Source organism: Arthrobacter sp. STN4, assembly GCF_024539665.1.
GTDB lineage: Bacteria > Actinomycetota > Actinomycetes > Actinomycetales > Micrococcaceae > Specibacter.
In genome coordinates this window covers 245759-263345 of sequence record NZ_JAKZGX010000002.1, presented here as the reverse complement: position 1 = coordinate 263345, position 17587 = coordinate 245759, and the positions used below count along the sequence as shown (strand labels likewise).

Annotated in this window: 15 protein-coding genes and 1 tRNA gene; 12 read left to right on the top strand and 4 right to left on the bottom strand. The window is 65.2% G+C overall.

The window, feature by feature from the left end; translation table 11 throughout:
- Positions 1-80: 80 nt before the first annotated feature.
- Positions 81-797, top strand: coding sequence for a M48 family metallopeptidase (locus MMF96_RS03410; RefSeq protein WP_256882569.1), 717 nt, complete (start codon positions 81-83; stop codon positions 795-797).
- A 49-nt stretch (positions 798-846) separates the two neighbouring features.
- Here MMF96_RS03410 and MMF96_RS03405 read toward each other — a convergent pair whose 3' ends face one another.
- A complete protein-coding gene (locus tag MMF96_RS03405; protein WP_176615512.1) occupies positions 847-2328 on the bottom strand; it encodes a zinc-dependent metalloprotease in 1482 nt (493 codons plus the stop codon).
- Between the two features lie 272 nt (positions 2329-2600).
- Between MMF96_RS03405 and MMF96_RS03400 the strand changes: the two genes are divergently transcribed.
- The 3 genes from MMF96_RS03400 to MMF96_RS03390 all read left to right on the top strand — a co-directional run bounded on the left by MMF96_RS03400 (position 2601) and on the right by MMF96_RS03390 (position 6992).
- Entirely contained in the window at positions 2601-3704 is a 1104-nt protein-coding gene (locus MMF96_RS03400; RefSeq protein WP_256127682.1) for a PDZ domain-containing protein, read from the top strand.
- A 127-nt stretch (positions 3705-3831) separates the two neighbouring features.
- On the top strand, positions 3832-6834 hold the full coding sequence (locus MMF96_RS03395; protein ID WP_256882568.1) for a UPF0182 family protein: 3003 nt from the start codon (positions 3832-3834) through the stop codon (positions 6832-6834).
- An 81-nt stretch (positions 6835-6915) separates the two neighbouring features.
- Positions 6916-6992, top strand: a tRNA-Met gene (locus MMF96_RS03390).
- 302 nt (positions 6993-7294) lie between these two features.
- Here the strand turns inward: MMF96_RS03390 and MMF96_RS03385 are convergent.
- Entirely contained in the window at positions 7295-7858 is a 564-nt protein-coding gene (locus tag MMF96_RS03385; RefSeq protein WP_256882567.1) for an ImmA/IrrE family metallo-endopeptidase, read from the bottom strand.
- A gap of 7 nt (positions 7859-7865) precedes the next feature.
- The gene (locus MMF96_RS03380) at positions 7866-8222 is read right to left on the bottom strand and encodes a helix-turn-helix domain-containing protein (protein ID WP_256882579.1); all 357 of its coding nucleotides are present in this window, start codon (positions 8220-8222) and stop codon (positions 7866-7868) included.
- A 100-nt stretch (positions 8223-8322) separates the two neighbouring features.
- On the opposite strand from MMF96_RS03380, the gene MMF96_RS03375 reads away from it, so the two are divergent.
- The 5 genes from MMF96_RS03375 to MMF96_RS03355 all read left to right on the top strand — a co-directional run bounded on the left by MMF96_RS03375 (position 8323) and on the right by MMF96_RS03355 (position 12363).
- A complete protein-coding gene (locus MMF96_RS03375; RefSeq protein ID WP_256882566.1) occupies positions 8323-8583 on the top strand; it encodes a multiubiquitin domain-containing protein in 261 nt (86 codons plus the stop codon).
- Between the two features lie 8 nt (positions 8584-8591).
- A complete protein-coding gene (locus MMF96_RS03370) occupies positions 8592-8984 on the top strand; it encodes a hypothetical protein (protein ID WP_256882565.1) in 393 nt (130 codons plus the stop codon).
- The gene (locus tag MMF96_RS03365; RefSeq protein WP_256882564.1) at positions 8984-10408 is read left to right on the top strand and encodes a ThiF family adenylyltransferase; all 1425 of its coding nucleotides are present in this window, start codon (positions 8984-8986) and stop codon (positions 10406-10408) included. Before MMF96_RS03370 ends, MMF96_RS03365 begins: the two co-directional genes overlap by 1 nt.
- 73 nt (positions 10409-10481) lie before the next feature.
- Entirely contained in the window at positions 10482-10931 is a 450-nt protein-coding gene (locus tag MMF96_RS03360; RefSeq protein WP_256882563.1) for a hypothetical protein, read from the top strand.
- 574 nt (positions 10932-11505) lie between these two features.
- Entirely contained in the window at positions 11506-12363 is an 858-nt protein-coding gene (locus tag MMF96_RS03355) for an NAD(P)-dependent oxidoreductase (protein WP_176615511.1), read from the top strand.
- Between the two features lie 42 nt (positions 12364-12405).
- Here the strand turns inward: MMF96_RS03355 and MMF96_RS03350 are convergent, their stop codons facing one another.
- Positions 12406-13092 (bottom strand): TetR/AcrR family transcriptional regulator, encoded by a 687-nt coding sequence (locus MMF96_RS03350; RefSeq protein WP_256882562.1) that lies wholly within the window; start codon positions 13090-13092, stop codon positions 12406-12408.
- Positions 13093-13319: 227 nt separating this feature from the next.
- On the opposite strand from MMF96_RS03350, the gene MMF96_RS03345 reads away from it, so the two are divergent.
- The 3 genes from MMF96_RS03345 to MMF96_RS03335 are packed head-to-tail and all read left to right on the top strand — an operon-like array spanning position 13320 to position 17579.
- Positions 13320-14543 (top strand): acetyl-CoA C-acetyltransferase, encoded by a 1224-nt coding sequence (locus tag MMF96_RS03345; RefSeq protein ID WP_176615509.1) that lies wholly within the window; start codon positions 13320-13322, stop codon positions 14541-14543.
- A gap of 4 nt (positions 14544-14547) precedes the next feature.
- Positions 14548-16716 carry a 3-hydroxyacyl-CoA dehydrogenase NAD-binding domain-containing protein gene (locus MMF96_RS03340; RefSeq protein ID WP_256882561.1) on the top strand — a complete coding sequence of 723 codons (2169 nt, stop codon included), beginning with the start codon at positions 14548-14550 and terminating at the stop codon, positions 16714-16716.
- Complete coding sequence (locus MMF96_RS03335; protein WP_176615507.1) at positions 16716-17579, top strand: crotonase/enoyl-CoA hydratase family protein; 864 nt, start codon at positions 16716-16718, stop codon at positions 17577-17579. The genes MMF96_RS03340 and MMF96_RS03335 overlap by 1 nt, the downstream gene beginning before the upstream one ends.
- The last annotated feature ends 8 nt before the right edge of the window (positions 17580-17587 follow it).

Genomic DNA, 17587 nt, shown 5'->3' with positions numbered 1-17587 from the left:
AGTTATCCACAGGCCGGGGTTGTCCACATCCGGGTCCGGCCAAGTCGATTTCGTTCCCCGCCCCGATGTACCGTCGAACCATGTCAAAGCAGCTATCCCCGCCAGCCAAGGACCCCCGCCGGACGCCCATCGGCAGCGGCACGCCCGGGCCCCTGGGCGACTCCGTCTCGGGGCACCGCGCCGCCAACGGTGCGCCGGTGGTGGTGCGCCGCACGCGGCGGCGGAAAAACGGCATCTCCGCGTTTTGGGAGGCGGGGCGCGCTGTGGTTGCCGTGCCCTCGCGCCTGACCCTGGAGGACGAACAATATTGGGTCCCGCACATGGTTTCCCGGTTGGAAGGGGACACGCGTGCCAAGGCCGCCGGGGGCCGCCGGACGTTTGAAAGCGATGGCGCCCTCATGCGCCGGTGCCTGGACCTGTCCGCAAGGTATCTGGGGTCGCGGGCGGTGCCGGCATCCGTGCGGTGGGTGACGAACCAAAACGGGCGCTGGGGCTCGTGCACCCACGCCCACAGGACCATCCGGATCTCCCACCACGTCAAGGGCATGCCGGAGTGGGTGCTGGACTATGTGCTGCTGCACGAACTGGCCCACTTGATCCACCCCAACCACAGCGCCCAATTCTGGGCCGAGCTGGACAGCTATGCCCTGCAGGAGCGTGCCAAGGCGTTCCTGGAGGGGGCGTCCTTCGCGTCGGCCCGCAACATCCAGGGCATGGGCAGCGACATGGACGACGACGGTCCCGGCACGGCGGCGCCGGAAACCGCAGGCGGGGCGCCGCCCGGGCAACTGTTCTGACCTGGCGGGCCCCGCCGGGCCAGGTTCAGAAGCCCGAAGGGACCGCCGGCTACTTGTCCGTTGGCGTCCCGTCGGTGCCGGCCGTGCCTCCGTTGGGCGAACCGCCGTCGGACGTGCCGTCTGCCGGACCCGGGGAGGCATCGCCGGAAGGTCCGCCGGGAGCCTTTTCACCGGACTGGCCGGCGGCCGGCGCGTCGTCGAAACCGCCGTCGAGCAGCTTCGCCAGGGCGGCATCCACCTCCGAATCGGAGGCGTCCGCGGCGGAACGGCGCGCACTGAACCCTGCGGCGTCGTCGAGGTCGGCGGAGGTCGGCAACAGGTCCGGGTGGGCCCAGATGGCGTCGCGGCCGGCAATGCCGCGCTGCTCCAACAGGTTCGCCCACAGGGCCGCGGCCTCACGCAGGCGCCGCGGGCGCAGCTCCAGGCCCACGAGGGAACCAAACGCGTGTTCGGCCGGACCGCCCGTGGCGCGGCGGCGGCGGATGGTCTCGCGGATGGCCGCTGCGGAGGGCAGGTTGGCGGCCGCGGAGAACGTCACTTCGTCGACCCATCCCTCCACCAGGGCCAGGGCGGTCTCCAGCTTGGACAGGGCGGCGTCCTGGGCGGGAGTACGGGCCGGCATGAAGACGCCCTCGGACAGGGCTGCCTGCATCGCCTCCGGGTTGCTGGGATCCAGGTTGTGGGCCAGGTCCTCGATGCGGGACATGTCAATGTGGATGCCGCGGGCGTATGACTCGATGGCGCCCAGCAGGTGACCGCGCAGCCAGGGGACCTGGACGAACAGGCGGGCGTGGGCCGCTTCCCGCAGGGCCAGGAACAGGCGGATTTCCTGCTCCGGCACCTCCAGTCCCTCGCCAAACGCCTTGACGTTGGCCGGCAACAGGGCCATCTGCAGGTCTGCCAGGGGGATGCCGATGTCCGTGGAGCCCACCACTTCCTTGGACAGTGCGCCGACGGCCTGTCCCAGCTGCAGCCCGAACAGTGCACCGCCCATGTTCTGCATCATGGAGGCGGCACCGCCCATCATGGACTTCATTTCCTCGGGCAGCTGCTCATTCATGGCCGTGGAGATGGCCAGGGCGATGCTGTTCGCCACCGGCTCGGTGAGCCGCTGCCAGGTGCCCAGGGTTTCCTCAACCCATTCCGCCCGCGACCACGCCTTGCCAATGATCGCCGTGGCGGCCAGGTCCGTGAACGGGTCCAGCCACATCTCGGCCAGGCGCAGCGCCTCGTCGATGTCCCGGGACTGTGCCGGTGACACGGAAGGGTCGTCCCCGGCCGCGGACTTGCGGGCGGCGTCGTGGGCCAGCTCCCAGTTCACCGGGGTGTCCGAGGAGCTGTTCATCATGGACTGCACCTGGGAAAACATTTGCGCCAGCACCTTGGGGTCGTCCGGCAGGCCGGCGGCCTTGGCCAGCTCGGCCGGGTCAAAGCCTTCCATGCCCTTCCCGCCCAGGAGGTTCGCCAGCATTTCAGACAGCGGGTCCTTCGGCGTGTCGTCGTCGTTGTTGTTGGCTGGGGTGGAAGACATGGTGGCCCGATCGTTGCAGGAAGATGTACCGAATATCTTCACGTTACCGCCGCCGCCAACCGTTGTCGCCCCATGGGACACCGCTGTTCGCTACCGGCAAAGGAGCCGGATTTCCGCCGGTTTTGGCGCCCCGGCGCGGGCCCTGCCGATTCACAGCGGGAACCCGGGCACACACAGTAGGGTGGACCTTGGTGCGCAATCCCGGGCAGCCATTGCAGGGTGCGGCGCGGCACCGCGGCACTTGCCGGAAGAACCTTGGAAAGGTCAAGTTATTGAGCCAGGAGTACCAGGCAGCGGCCCCGCAGCCGGCGGCGAAGACGACGGCCCGGGACAGCCGGGTTTCCCTGATGGTGGTCTCCGGCGTCATTGCCGCGGTCCTGGCGGTCGCCGCCATGGCCATCCCCGTGCCCTACGTCATTGAGTCGCCCGGCCCGGCCATCAACACGATCGGCACGGTCAACGGCCAGCCGGTCATCAGTGTCACCGGCCATGACAGCTTCCCCGCCCGTTCAGGCACCCTCGACCTGACCACGGTCCACATGAGCGGCGGCCTGCCGGACAGCGAAGTCAACATTTTCCAGACACTCCAGGCGTGGATGTCGCCGTCGGACTCCATCTACCCGTCCGAGCTCATTTACGCGCCCGGCACCAGCCAGGCAGCCGTCAACAGCGAAAATACCGCGGCCATGACCGGATCCCAGGAAAACGCCACCGCCGCCGCGTTCACGCTCCTGGGCATCCCCTACAAGACCACCCTGGCCATCGCCTCGGTCCCGGCTGACGGCGCGTCTGCCGGAATCCTCAAGCCCGACGACGTCCTGCTCACCATCGGCGGCAAGGCCGTCACCGGGCTGCCCGTGATCCAGGATGTGCTGGCCGCCGGGAAAGGCACGCCAGTGGCTGTCAAGGTGCTGCGCAACGGGGCGGAGAAGACCGTCGCGGTCACCCCGCGCGCCAACAAGGACGGCAAGTACCTGCTGGGGATCGCCCTGCAGAACAGGTTCACCTTCCCCTTTACGGTGAACATCACGCTGAGCAACATTGGCGGGCCGAGCGCGGGCATGATGTTTGCCCTGGGCACCATTGACACGCTCACCAAGGGCGAGATGACCGGCGGGAAGCATTTCGCCGGCACCGGCACCATTGACCCGGAAGGCAATGTGGGTGCCATTGGCGGCATCGCCCAAAAGATGGTCGGGGCCCGCAATGCCGGCGCCGACTACTTCCTGGCGCCGGCAGCGAACTGTTCAGACGTGGTCGGACACGTCCCCAACGGGCTTCACGTCGTCAAAGTCGCTACGCTGAAGGAAGCGTACGCCGCCGTGTCCGCCATTGGGACCGGTACGGAAAGTTCCACCCTGCCCACGTGTAAATAACGATTGGGACTCGGGGGGAACTTCGCCGTGGGGCCGTTCGTGGCAGCAATAGGACCTGGCAGCAGTGCCGGGAGCAGCACCGCACCGGCAACACCCAAAAACCAATAAACAGCAAATAGAGGTACGAGTGACATCCCGCCCAGCCCCTTCGCCGCACAATACCGTCAGGCCAAGACGCCGCAGCGCGCTGCTGCCCACCATCATCATCGTGGTGGTCCTGGTCATTGCGCTGGTGATTTTTGCCGGCCTCTACACCGACATGCTCTGGTTCGGCCAGCTTGGCTTCTCCACGGTCTTTTGGCGTGAAAAGCTTGCCAAGCTGCTGATCTTCGCTGCGGGGTTCGTCATTATGGGCGCCGGCGTGTACTTCTCCATCAGGGCGGCCTACCGGGCCAGGCCCGTCTACGCGCCGGACAACCAGCGCGATGACAACCTCAACCGGTACCAGGCACAGCTGGAGCCTGTCCGCCGCGTGGTGATGGTGGGCGTACCCGTGGTCTTCGGGCTGTTTGCCGGCACCGCGGCCATGGCCCAGTGGGACAAGGTGATGCTGTTCCTGTACCGGGTTCCGTTTGGCGAGAAGGACCCCCAGTTTGGTCTGGACATCAGCTTCTATACCAACACGCTGCCGTTCCTCGGCTTCGTCACGGGCCTGCTGATCAGCGTCACCGTCGTCGCCTTCATCGCCGGCCTGCTGACCCATTACCTGTATGGCGCCGTCCGCCTGGCCGAGCACGGCGTCTTCACCTCCCGGGCCGCACAGATCCACATGGCGGTCCTCGCCGCGGTGTTCCTGGTCCTGCTGGGCATCAACTTCTGGCTCGACACCTACGGCACGCTGCAAAACAACGGCGGCTACCGGGCCGGGGCCATGTACACGGACGTCAACGCCGTCATCCCCACCAAGGCCATCCTGGCCGTGGCCGCCGTGATCGTGGCCGTCCTCTTTGTGGTGGCCGCCTTCATCGGCCGCTGGAAGCTGCCCCTGATCGGCACCGGCATGCTGATCATCACCGCCATCGTCGCGGGCGGCATCTACCCCTGGGCCATCCAGTACACGCAGGTCCGGCCCACCGAAGGCACCGTGGAGGCGCCCTACATTACGCGCAACATTGATTTCACCCGGCAGGCCTACGGGCTCTCCGGCATGGAAGTCACCCCGTACAACGCCACGACGACGGCGACGCCCGGCGCCCTGCGCAAGGACGCTTCCACGGTGGCCAGCATCCGCCTGCTGGACCCGAACCTGATTTCCTCCACGTTCGCCCAGCTGGAACAGTACCGCCCCTATTACGAGTTCCCCAAGACCCTCAACGTTGACCGCTACACGATTGACGGCAAGGTCCAGGACGCCGTGATTGCCGTGCGCGAACTGAACCCGAACGGCATCAATCCGGGTCAGCAGAGCTGGTACAACCAGCACCTCGTCTACACGCACGGCTACGGCGTGGTGGCAGCCTACGGCAACACCGTGACCTCGGACGGCAAGCCCGTGTTCATGCAGTCCGGCGTGCCCTCCACGGGCGTGCTGGGCACCGACACCAGCTACCAGCCGCGCATCTACTTCAGCCCGTCGATGACCGACTATTCCATCGTCGGGGCCCCGAAGGGCGCCACCCCGGTGGAGCTGGACCGGCCGCAAGGGTCCACCCCGACGTCGAAGGATGCCGCCGACACCTCCGGGGAATCCATGACGACGTTCGCCGGAAACGGCGGCCCGTCGCTGGGCAACTGGTTCAACCGGTTGATGTATGCCATGAAGTTCCAGTCCTCGGACCTGCTGCTGACCAACGGCGTCAACAACCAGTCGCAGATCCTGTACAACCGGGACCCGGCCAGCCGCGTGGCCCAGGTGGCACCGTACCTGACCATTGACGGCAACCCCTACCCTGCCATCATCGACGGGCGGGTCAAGTGGATTGTGGACGGCTACACCACCAGCTCGTACTACCCGTACTCGCAGCAGCAGCAGCTGCAGGAGGCCACCACGGACTCCCTCACCAACAACGGCGGGGTGGCGGCGCTGCCCAACGCCTCCATCAACTACATCCGGAATTCGGTCAAGGCGACGGTTGACGCCTATGACGGATCCGTTGACCTGTATGCGTGGGACACGCAGGATCCGATCCTGAAGGCCTGGGAGAAGGTCTTCCCGGCCACGGTCAAGCCGTACACGGAAATGTCCGGGGCCCTGATGTCCCACGTGCGCTACCCGGAGGACCTGTTCAAGGTCCAGCGCGAACTGTTGGGCCGCTACCACGTGACGGACGCCGGAAAGTTCTACGCAAACCAGGAAGCCTGGAGCGTGCCGGATGATCCCACCACCAAGACCGTGGACAAGCAGCCGCCATACTACCTGTCGCTGCAAATGCCGGGCCAGGACAAGACGGCCTTCTCCCTGACCACCGATTTCATCCCGCAGGAGATCCAAGGCACCGAATCACGCAACATCCTCTACGGCTTCATGGCCGCCAACGGCGACGCCGGTGATGTGAAGGGCGTCAAGAGCCCCGACTACGGCAAGCTGCAACTTCTGGAGCTGCCTGTGGACACGCAGGTGCCCGGTCCCGGGCAGGTCCAAAACACCTTCCAGTCCGACCCCACGGTCTCCGAGCAGTTGAACGTGCTGAAGCTGGGCCAGTCCGACGTCATCAACGGCAACCTGTTGACACTTCCCATGGGCGGCGGCCTGCTCTACGTCCAGCCCGTGTACGTGCAGTCGACGGGTTCGACGTCGTACCCCACCCTGCAGCGCGTCCTGGTCGCCTTTGGCAACAAGATCGGCTACGCGGCCACGCTGAACGATGCCCTGGACCAGCTCTTTGGCGGCAACTCCGGCGCCTCGGCCGGTGACGCCAACGTCCAGAAGGAAGCCGGCACGGCGGGCAGCTCCACGGAAGGAGCGGTGGGCAGCACCAACCCGGCGCTGGCCAAGGCACTCAACGATGCCAGCCAGGCCATGAAGGACAGCCAGGCCGCGCTGACCAAGGGCGACTTTGCCGCCTACGGCGTGGCGCAGAAGGCGCTGCAGTCCGCGCTCAACGCCGCCATCGCGGCCGAGGGCGCCGCCCCGAAGGCGGGGGCAACGCCGTCGGCCACTGCGAAGCCGTCACCCACGGCCAAGCCGTAGCGGGGGTCCGGGGCACGCGATGAACGTCACGTGCCCCGGATTTTGCGCCCTGCCGGCCCCGGGGTAATGTTAAGGACACATCGCGGGGTGGAGCAGTTCGGTAGCTCGCCGGGCTCATAACCCGGAGGTCACAGGTTCAAATCCTGTCCCCGCAACCAAGATGCTAATCGTTATCGTTAGCAAAAGAAATTATCCCAGAGGTCAGCATGTACCAGTGCTGACCTCTTTGTTTGTCCGCGAGATAGTCGGTGCGGGCGGGCTATTCATGGTCACCCCTGTTGTTGCCTCTCCTGTGCCAGGTCAAGATTGCCACCGGTACATGTTTTTCGGCACTTGGAGTTCGTGGTGCGACCTCTGTTAGTTGGCGTCGACATGTACCGGTGCGTGTTGTAGTAGTGACATCGAAACCCTCAGCAGGTCATGGTGTTCCGACCCGAAAGTTTTCGAGTAAGCGAAGGGCCTATCGGCGGGAAGCGCGGGCTCTGGCAACACGCAACAGGGCTCCCGTTGCGTTCAGTCGGTACTGAATCATTTGATTGCTTACGCCAAAGTGTGCGGCCGCCTCGTCTCTGGTCCACTTTCCACGAGCGATGGCTATGGCGGCGGCTTCGGGGACAAGGAGTGCGCCTGCAAGCCAGCCAGCCTCGTCTTCGATCGACTGGTTCCATTCTCGGCATCCCCTGTCATCGAGGGCCGGAGTTGGTGGGTGGAGCAGGAGTCCGTGCGCTAGTTCGTGGGCAAGGTTGCTGTTCTGTCGGCCCGGTGAGTGTGCATCGTTGTGCACGATCGTGCGCTCCGTGCCGTAGAAGACGGTGGCGGCGGAGAATACCTCCGATCCCCCGTCGAGTAGATAGCCAATGGCGGAGTGGTCTTGAGCCAAATCGCTCAAAGTTAGAACCGGTATCTCAAGATACCCGGCAAGCACAAGGGGGTCGAGCGGGTCGAATGGACCAAGTTGGAGTTCTTGGCGCGTTTCAAGCGCCGTGTTGTTTGCTTCGGTTTTGAAGCCTCGCCGGAACCCCATGTGATTTCTAGTCCTTGTTCCTTAGCCGCTCATAGGTGGCCTTGATCAGTTCATCCAGTGCAATAGCAGCCTCTGGTGAGAGATTGCGGTCGCTGCGTAGATATGTGGTGATCTTGGCGAGAGGTTCTGGTTGCACCTTGCCATCCTCTGATCGCACATAGTCGTCGGCATTTAGCCCGGACCAAGCGGCCAAGGCGGCCAGGCCGTCGACGTCTGGCCGCTTTCCTTGGGCCATGCGAGTCAGGGTTGAGGCACTGACGCCCGTGTTCGCAGCGACCTGCTTCCAGTTGAGTGCGCGCGCCTGTCGAGCTGCGTCGAGTGCACCGTAGAACGCTGCCGTATCGAACCAACCACTCTTTGTCATCTTCACCTCCGTGATTGCGAACTTGCAATCGTTAACCTACTGTGTAATACTAGAGTAGCAATTAAGCGTCTAAAACGCAATACCTTGAGGAGGTAGAACCATGGCCGAGGAAGCCGAAACGAAACCAAAAAAGACCCTTGAAATCACGGTCAACAACAAGCCGGTGGTGATCCCGGATAAGAAGATCACAGGCTACGAGATCAAGCAGGCGGCCATCGAGCAAGGGGTCAGTATCGAGCTCGACTTCCAGCTGGCCTTGATTCTCCCTAAGGGGCGCCAGATTATTGGGGACTCTGATGAACTGGTCATCACCCACAAGAAGGACAACTTCATCGCTACTGCAGCGGACGATAACTCTTAGGAGCCGACGTGATGAAGTCTGAGGTTGAAACAGCCGTAGAGGAGCTCCGCGAAGCGTTTCCGGACTCGACAGTTACCGCTGTCGCTGATTCGGAAGGTGGTGCGTATGTGACTGTCGATCCCGTCGAACTGGGAGAGCAGTACGTACAAGGAACATCGTGGATCAAGTTCCACATCACTTTTCAGTACCCTTACTCTGATGTCTATCCACACTTTGTTGTTCCGAACTTGCAGCGCAAGGACGGGGCGTCGTTGGGCGAGGGCTTGCAGCCGTCCGTCACGTTCACAGGAGATGGGACGACGGGAACGCAAATCTCGCGTCGTTCAAACAAGCTAAATCCGGCGATTGACACTGCCGCTCTGAAGTTGGCTAAGGTCCTTCATTGGCTGAGGAGTCAGTAATGGGCGTTTCTCTGCGTATCCCGGAAGAGATGATGGATCAGCTGCATAAGCATCTGTTTCAAGCTGACCAAGACGAACACGGCGCTGTCATCGCTGCATCGGTGCTCGAAACTGCCCGCGGAACTAAGCTTCTCGCCCACCGGCTTTTCCTGGCTGAGGACGGTGTCGACTACGTGCCTGGCAAGCGGGGCTATCGGATGCTCACGGCATCGTTTGTGATGGATTGTGTGCTGGAGTGTGCCGATCTGAAGATGGCGTACCTTGCGGTGCATTGTCATGGAGGTACCGATTCGGTGGGCTTCTCGGGTGCTGACATGGCTTCGCATGATCGAGGTTACCCGGCCCTCTTGGATATTCTGGTTGACCAGCCGGTGGGTGGTTTGGTGTTTGCCAAGAACGCGGTCGCCGGCGATATTTGGACGCCGGATGGTAGCCGTCATTCTCTTGATCTAATGACGATCCCGGGTCGGCCAATTCGCACCATCTCGTATGAGCCTCGCAAGGCGGCCGTTGTGGCTGACCCTCGCTTCGATAGGCAGGTGCGTCTCTTTGGCGACCGGGGACAGGAACTGCTCCAGAGACAGAAGGTTGGCGTTATCGGGGCTGGCGGGGCCGGCTCCTTGTTGGTTGAGTATCTCTCACGGCTTGGTGTTGGCGAGCTCGTAGTCATTGACCCTGACCGTATCGACCCAACAAACCTCAATCGCCTTGTTGGCAGCCGCCGATCAGACGTCCGCCCATGGCTCACCCATGAACGTATGCCGGCCGTGATTCGCAATTACTTCGCGCAGCACCGAACGACCAAGGTGGATATCGCCAGGCGAGTTGTGCGGGATTCCGGCAGTGCGACCAAATTCAAGGGTTACCAGCAGAGCGTGACAGATGCCTCTATGTGTGCCGAGCTCAAGGACTGCGACTATCTGTTCCTAGCGGCCGATTCCATGCAGGCGCGGCTGGTTTTCAACGCCCTGGTACACCAGTACCTTATTCCGGGCGTCCAGATGGGTGTGAAGGCGCAGGTCGATGGTAAGACCGGTGACGTCCTTGACCTCTTCGCTATCGTAAGGCCCGTTATACCTGGTGTCGGGTGCTTGTGGTGCAACGGTTTGATCGTCCCGTCTAAGTTGCAGGAAGAAGCGACGTCTCCGGAACAACGGGCACGACAGCGGTATGTTGACGACGAAGACGTTCCGGCGCCGAGCGTAATCACGATGAATGCCATTGCTGCCGGCTATGCAGGAAACGACTATCTGATGAGTCTGACTGGCTTGCTCCAAGAGGATGATTTTGGCTGGTTGAGGTTTGACCCACGCGGCAATGAAGTGGGGCCGGATTATCCGCGGCGAGATTCTGTCTGCGGCGAATGCTCGCCGAGCGGGCGACTGGGGCGAGGGGACACACGGAGTCTACCAACTAGAAACTAGCGGTCATATTGCTCATGCTCGTAAGGTTGGGTGGTTTGTGTCATGCTACGGCCAGAAAGCCGAGTACCCATGCATGCCACGCGTTACCTTCGAAACCTATCGCTCCCGTCACGATCAGCTTCATCAAATCTGGACTGAGAACAAGGAACTGTTCTCCTATATCAGCGCCACCAAGCAGTGGGAGATCCACGGCTACTACCTGAGTTCGGACGATCTGTCGGATGAGGAACTGCGCCAACACTTCCAGGCCGTCCCGATCTACGACTCATCTCAACCCAACCGGGCCGGCAAGGTCTATGCCGAGCTCATGGACCAGATCGAAATCCAGGAACGTCTCGTCACCCAGGCTGCAGCAGCTATACCTCGCACGCCGCGGCGCCGGGGTGATGCCTCGGATGTGAGTATCAGGGTGCTGGTCAAGCCGCATGTCGACATCAACGCGCTCAGTAAGATCTATCTGGCCTTGGCGGACGACGTCATCCGCCAGCGTCGAGGGGATGATGGGAAGACAGATCAGTCTTGAGCCGGTCGTCCCTTAGCTCGCATCACAACCCCGACCAGGATGAGCTGCCGGCGGATGCTTTCGCGGGGGAGTGATAGCTCCTTGGCAACGGCTGCGATAGGCAAGCCACTTTTATAGAGCACCTTGGCTCTCTCAACCTCTCGAACTGTCAGCGGCTCCCGCCCAACCCGGCCACCAGCCCGACGAACCGCCCGGCTCACGGTCAGACGATGGATGCCGAACTGCTCAGCTACCTCTTTCGTGGTGCGACTCGCTTTGTAGAGGGCAACAACCTCGGCCTCTTCTTCGGGGGTGAGCAGATGCTGACGGGGAGTACTCACCACGGCTACACCAGACTGATCTGCGGGACTATCCCCGGTAGGTAGCCTCTGGAGTTCGTCTCCAAGGATCTGCAAGTTTTTTAAGTCAGACCTCGAAAGGGCAACTCCAAAGTGAAGTCCCCGGTCCTCGGACCGGGGACTTCACTGCATTAACGCGCATCCGGGTTGAAGTAGTGGCGTCCTGACTCCCGGGGCCCGGCGTCCCCGGCGGAGTACAGTGGGCGGAAACGGCCGTGACGGAAGGACCTGGCACCATGGCATCCGAAGCATCCCCCACGCAGCATCCCGGCAGCCTGGCCGGCAGGACCCTGCTCATGTCCGGCGGTTCCCGCGGAATCGGCCTGGCGATCGCCCTGCGGGCCGCCCGCGACGGTGCCAACGTGGTGCTGATTGCCAAGACGGACAAGCCAAACCCCCGCCTGGAAGGCACCATCCACACGGCGGCAGCTGCCATCGAGGCGGCCGGCGGACGTGTGTTGCCCATCGTCGGGGATGTGCGCAGCGACGAGGCCATCTCGCGCGCCGTCGAAGGTGCCGTGACGGCGTTCGGCGGCATCGACATGGTGCTCAACAACGCCAGCGTGCTCACCCTGGCCGGCACCCTGGAGCTGACACCCAAGCGCTACGACCTGATGCAGGACGTCAACACCCGGGGCACGTACCTGCTCACGCGGGCCGCCCTGCCGCACCTGCTCCACGCGGACAACCCGCACATCCTGACCCTCAGCCCGCCGCTGAACCTGGACCCCAAGTGGCTGGGCAGCCATCCCGCCTACACGTTGTCCAAGTACGGCATGACGCTCTGTGCGCTGTCCTTTGCCGCCGAATTTGCCGAAGCCGGCGTCGCCTCGAACGCGTTGTGGCCGCGCACCACCATTGCCACGGCGGCCGTGGCGAACATCCTGGGCGGGCCTGACATGGAGCGGCGCTCGCGCAGGCCGGAAATCGTGGCCGATGCCGCCCACGCCATTCTCACCACACCCAGCCGCGAACTGACGGGGCAGGTCATCATCGACGAGGACCTGCTGCGGTCCCGCGGCACCACCGACTTTTCCCCCTACGCCGTGGAGGCGTCCGCGGAGCTGATGCCGGACTTCTACCTGGACCGCTGACCACCTGTCCGGGACCGGCCCGCCCGCCGTGCAGGTGCCCGGTCACACCCCGACGGCCGGCGCGGCTTCGCGGACCACCACCATCAGCGTCCCGGCCAGCAGCGCATGGACCTGCCCCCGTCCCAGGGATTTGCGCAGCAGCCATTCCCGCGCGCCGCTGCGTGCCAGCTGGGCGTACACGCGCAGCAGTGCACGGGCCTGGTCCTGCCCCGCGCCGCCCCGGTCCAGGCCCATGGCCTCCATGAGCCGTTCCACCGAGTCGTCCTCGGCCTTGACCAGGATGCGCTCCACATCGGCGTCGCGGCCCATGCCCCCGGAACCAAGGGCCAGCCATGTCCCGCCGTTGGCTTGCAGGGTGTCCAGGAACCAGGTGACGGACGCGTCGATCCGCTCCTGCAGCGTCCCGGCCGGAAGGGTGGCGACTGCCAGGGCGGGCACGGTCGAGTTCAGCCGGACGACTTCCAGGTACAGCCCGCGCTTGTTGCCAAAATAGTGGTTCACCAGGCCCCGCGCCACGCCGGCTGCGGCAGCGATGTCCGTGGTCGAAACGTCCTCGTACCGGCGCTCACTAAACAGCCGCTGGGCGCAGGCGAAGATTTGCCTGCGGCGCTCGTCCGGGCTGAGCCGCTGCCGCGTCGGCCGGGTTCCGGCAGGGGAGGGGCCGACGCCGGGAACCTCACCGTCCCGGGCGGTCCGGGCCGGCGGCCGGGCCGGGTCGGGGCGGTTCACGGCGCAGGGTCCTTCCCCCGCCAGGCCTCTCGGCAGGTACGGGGGAATGCAATGGTGGCAATGCCGTCCGGCACCGCAGTGCTGATGGCCGTGCAACTGCTCATGGGGGACCTCCTCATCCTGAAATCCTGCGGAACTATTGACACGCTGTCAATAGTTCTGAAGCATTGGCCTTATGTCAACCGGTGTGTTTTCCACCGGCCGGCGCCACCAGGGAAGGAAAAAACGTGCACGAACAAGCTGCACCGGAAGCGTACCTCTATGACGCCATCAGGACCCCGCGGGGCCGCGGCAAGAAGGGGTCCTTGCATGGGACCAAGCCGATCGACCTCGTGGTGGGCCTGATCCACGAACTGCGAAAACGCCACCCCGGACTCGATGAGAACCTCATTGACGACCTCATCCTGGGCGTCGTCTCGCCCATCGGGGACCAGGGCGCCGACATTGCCCGCACAGCCGCCCTGGCCGCCGGCATGCCCAACACCGTCGCCGGCCTGCAGCTCAACAGGTTCTGTGCCTCCGGCCTGGAGGCCGTCAACACGGCCGCCCAAAAGGTGCTCTCCGGCTGGGACCAGCTGATCATCGCCGGCGGCGTGGAGTCCATGTCCCGGGTGCCCATCGGCTCGGACGGCGGCGCCTGGGCCATGGACCCGGCCACCAACTACGACACCTACTTTGTGCCGCAGGGCGTGGGCGCGGACCTGATTGCCACGATTGAGGGCTTCAGCCGCACCGACGTGGACAGCTACGCCGTGCGCTCGCAGGAACTGGCCGCCCAGGCGTGGCGGGAGGGCCGCTTTGCCCACTCGGTGATCCCCGTCCGCGACCGCAACGGCCTGGTGGTCCTGGACCGGGACGAGCACATGCGCCCCGATTCCACGGTGGAATCCCTGGCGGCCCTCAAGCCGTCGTTTGCGGCCATGGGCGATGCCGGCGGCTTTGACGCCGTCGCCCTGCAAAAGTTCCACAACGTGGAGCGCATCAACCACGTCCACACAGCCGCCAACTCGTCCGGCATTGTCGACGGCGCGGCCCTGGTGCTGGTGGGCAGCGCGGCGATGGGGGAGCGGCTGGGCCTGGCGCCACGCGCCAGGATTGTCGCGACGGCCACCTCCGGGGCGGACCCCACCATCATGCTCACCGGACCCACCCCGGCCACCGAAAAGCTCCTCAAAACGGCCGGCCTGGCGGTGGACGACATTGACTTGTTCGAGATCAACGAGGCGTTCGCCGCCGTCGTGCTGAAGTTCCAAAAGGACCTGGGCATACCGGAGGAAAAACTCAACGTGAACGGCGGCGCCATCGCCATGGGCCATCCGCTGGGCGCCACCGGCGCCATGATCCTGGGCACCGTCATGGACGAACTGGAACGCCGCAGTGCCCGGCGCGCGGTCATCACGCTTTGCATTGGCGGCGGCATGGGCGTGGCCACCTTGATCGAGAGGGTTTGACGAAGTGACTGACACCAAGAACACCATCCGCTGGGACCAGGACGCCGACGGCGTCGTCATCCTCACCATCGACGATCCCGGGCAGTCGGCCAACACCATGAACGAGGCCTACAGCGCCTCCATGCAGGCCGCCGTGGCGCGGCTGGCGGCCGAAAGGGAGTCCATCACCGGCGTCATCCTCACCTCCGCCAAAAAGACGTTCTTCGCCGGCGGCGACCTGAACGACCTCGTCAAGGCAGGGCCCGGCGACGCCGAAAGGGTCTTCGCCCTCGGACAGGCCATCAAGGCCCCGCTGCGGCAGCTGGAAACGCTGGGCCGGCCCGTCGTGGCGGCCCTCAACGGAGCAGCGCTGGGCGGCGGGCTGGAAATTGCACTGGCCGCCCACCACCGGATCGCCGCGGACACCCGCGGCTCCGTGATCGGCCTGCCCGAGGTCACCCTGGGACTGCTGCCCGGCGGCGGCGGGATCGTGCGCACCGTGCGCCTCATGGGCGTGGCCGGAGCCCTCACCAAGGTGCTGCTGCAGGGCCGGCGCCACACGCCGCGCGAGGCCCTGGACCTCGGCCTGCTGGACGAGGTGGTGGACACCGTGGACGAGCTCATACCGGCCGCCAAGGCCTGGATCGCCGCCCACCCGGAGGCCGTCCAGCCCTACGACGTGCCCGGCTACCGGATTCCCGGCGGCACCCCGGCCACCCCCGCCTTTGCCGCGAACCTCCCAAGCTTCCCGGCCAACCTGCGCAAGCAGTTGATGGGCGCGAACTACCCGGCCCCGCGCGCCATCCTGGCGGCCGCCGTCGAAAGCACGCAGGTGGACATCGACACGGCCCTGGAGATGGAATCGCGCTACTTCGTGGAAGTCGCGGCCGGGCAGGTCTCCACCAACATGATCAAGGCGTTTTTCTTCGACATGGCCCACATCAACGCCGGCGGCAGCCGCCCGGCGGGTTTTGAAAAACACACCGCCAGGAAGGTGGCCGTGCTCGGTGCCGGCATGATGGGCGCCGGCATCGCCTACGTGTGTGCCCGCGGTGGCATGGACGTGGTGCTCAAGGATGTCACGCTGGAGGCGGCCGAACGCGGCAAGGCCCATTCGCGCACGCTCGCCGGGAAGGCCGTGGCCCGCGGCAAGATCTCCCAGGCGGAGGCGGAGGCCCTGCTGGCCAGGATCACGCCCACGGCAACCGCTGCGGACGTGGCCGGCGCCGACCTGGTCATCGAGGCCGTGTTTGAAGACGTGGGCGTCAAGCAGCAGGCGTTCCAGGAGATTGAAGGCCTGGTGGCGGACGGCGCCGTCCTGGGCACCAACACCTCCTCGCTGCCCATCACCGAGCTGGCCGCGGGGGTGGAGGACCAGGCGAACTTCATTGGCCTGCACTTCTTCTCCCCGGTGGAAAAGATGCCGCTGCTGGAAATCATCGCCGGCAATAGCACCTCCGGCGAGACCCTGGCCCGTGCCTTCGACATCGCCCGGCAGATCGGCAAGACCCCCATCGTGGTCAACGATTCCCGCGGCTTCTTCACCAGCCGCGTCATCGGCACGTTCCTGAACGAGGCCATCGGCATGGTCGGCGAAGGCATCAGTGCGGTCTCCGTGGAGCAGGCCGGTGCCCAGGCGGGCTACCCGGCCCCGCCGCTGCAGCTGGCCGACGAGCTGAACCTGACCCTGCTGTCCAAGATCCACCAGGAGACCAAGGCGGGCCTGGAGCACGACGACGGCCGGCAAAAGTACCAGCCCCACCCCGCCTACGGACTCGTGGACCGGATGGTCGGGGAGTTCGGGCGCACGGGCAAGCTGGGCGGCGCAGGATTCCACAACTACGAAGGCGGCCACCGGACCGGCCTCTGGGAGGGCCTGGCGGCAACCTGGGGCGGCACCAGGGAGATCCCGTTCGTGGACATGATGGAACGCATGCTCTTTGCGGAGTCCCTGGAAACCGTCAAATGCCTGGATGAGGGCGTGCTGCGCAGCGTGGAGGACGCCAACATCGGTTCCATCCTGGGCATCGGCTTCCCCGGCTGGACCGGCGGCGTCATCCAGTACATGAACGGGTACCGCGGCGGCCTGCCGGGTTTTGTGGCCAGGTCCCGTGAGCTGGCGGCCCGGTACGGGGACCGCTTCCTGCCGCCGGCGTCGCTGGTGGCGAAGGCGGAGAAGGGGGAAGCGTACTGATGGCCGGCGCTCCTGCAGGCACGGCCTTCACCACGGCCTGGAAGGCGTTTACGGCGGAGCAGGCCCCCGTGCCGGGGACCGCCGTCGTCCGGCTGGCCGGTCCGGGCCGCGGCAACATGATGGGCCTGGACTTTTGGGAGGAGCTGCCGCGCCTTTTTGCCGCGCTCGACGCCGACGAAGCCGTCCGCGCCGTAGTCCTCACCGGCACGGGGAACCACTTCAGCGTGGGACTGGACGTGCAGGAGGTCCTCGGCCCCTGGCTCGCGGAACTCGGCGCCGCGGGCGGTCCCACCGCAGCAGCCCGCAGCGCGCTGCTGCGGCAGATCGGCCGGCTGCAGGACGGCGTCACGGCCGTCGCGGCGTGCCGCAAGCCGGTCATTGCCGCCGTTTCCGGCTGGTGCATCGGCGGTGGCGTGGACCTCATCAGCGCAGCCGACGTCCGGCTGGCCTCTGCGGAGGCAAAGTTCAGCATCCGGGAGGCCAGGCTGGCCATCGTGGCCGACGTCGGCAGCCTGCAGCGGCTCCGGGGCGTCATCGGCGAGGGCCATCTGCGTGAGCTGGCCCTGACCGGGAAGGACATTGCAGCGGACCGCGCGGAAAAAATCGGCCTCGTCAATGACGTCCACCCGAATGCGGATTCGCTCCTGGCCGCCGCCTTGGACCTCGCCGGGCAGATGGCTGCCAATTCGCCGCTGGCCGTTGCCGGTACCAAGGCCGTTTTGAACGAGGACCGCGAGGAACGCATCGCCCGCGGCCTGCGGCACGTGGCCCTGTGGAACTCCGCCTTCCTGCACAGCGGGGACCTGGTGGAGGCCGTCGCGGCGCTGGGGGAGCGCCGCCCGGCGGAATTCAAGGGCCGTTAGCATCCGGC